The organism is Streptococcus parasanguinis, from assembly GCF_001578955.1.
GTDB classification, from domain to species: Bacteria; Bacillota; Bacilli; order Lactobacillales; family Streptococcaceae; genus Streptococcus; species Streptococcus parasanguinis_U.
This window is the reverse complement of record NZ_KQ969690.1, coordinates 435323-436089: the sequence shown is the minus strand read 5'-3', so window position 1 is coordinate 436089 and position 767 is coordinate 435323. Positions and strand designations below refer to the sequence as shown.

The 767-nt window shown below is 37.4% G+C and carries 1 protein-coding gene and 1 pseudogene; both read right to left on the bottom strand.

Features of this window, described 5'->3' with window-relative positions; translation table 11 throughout:
* Positions 1 to 195 (bottom strand): flavodoxin domain-containing protein (locus SPADD19_RS05985; RefSeq protein WP_241496494.1); only part of this gene is annotated, 195 nt, incomplete at its 3' end.
* Between the two features lie 162 nt (positions 196 to 357).
* A pseudogene (locus SPADD19_RS05980) lies at positions 358 to 767 on the bottom strand (hypothetical protein); the annotation flags it as partial.

The window sequence follows — 767 nt, the reverse complement described above, 5'->3', positions numbered from 1 at the left end:
TGGAAGCTCTCCATCACCGTATGTATAGGTCGCTACCACTGCGATATCCGCATCAAGGAAGTCCTCCGCATCCACAGTTGTACACTCATCCACATCTACTTCGACACCAAGATCACGGAATTTGTCCGCTACGATATCCGCAATTTCTTCAGTATTTCCAGTCATACTAGCAAAAACAATCTTCGCTACAGTCATAATTTCCTCCCAAAAGCTATTTCCCGTATTATACCACTTTTTCAAGCATTTTGCACGAAACCTTTCCCGATAAGGTGAAAGAAGGGACACATTTCAAGAATTTGGACCGATTCAACCTAATCACCCTCGTTTTCCTCTTGAATTGCTTTAATCGTTCAATTATTATCCGTTTTTCTTCTCCAACTCGTACTCCTCTTCAATATCTTTAATACGCTGGATTTCTTCATCTAGTTTTTTATTAAATTCAGATTCAGTCTTATATGGATATGAAAAACGGCTCCAGGTGTACCACTTCAACCCATCTTTCCCTTTAAAATACCATTCAAGTTTGATCGGTAAATAATCTTGATTATAGGTGATCCGAACTTTGGAAAATTGATTCTTTTCATTTAAAACTTTGGCTTCAAAATCAGGTGTCTTCCCTTCCTTCACTAGAGATTTAGTAATCAACGATTTCGGATCTCGCTCAATAACAAAGTTTGATTTTTCGATCTCTTCTTTTGAAACTTTTAAGTTCAAAATTGCGGAAGTAATATTTCGGTATAAGTCTCTATGATACCTATCGGATGGTT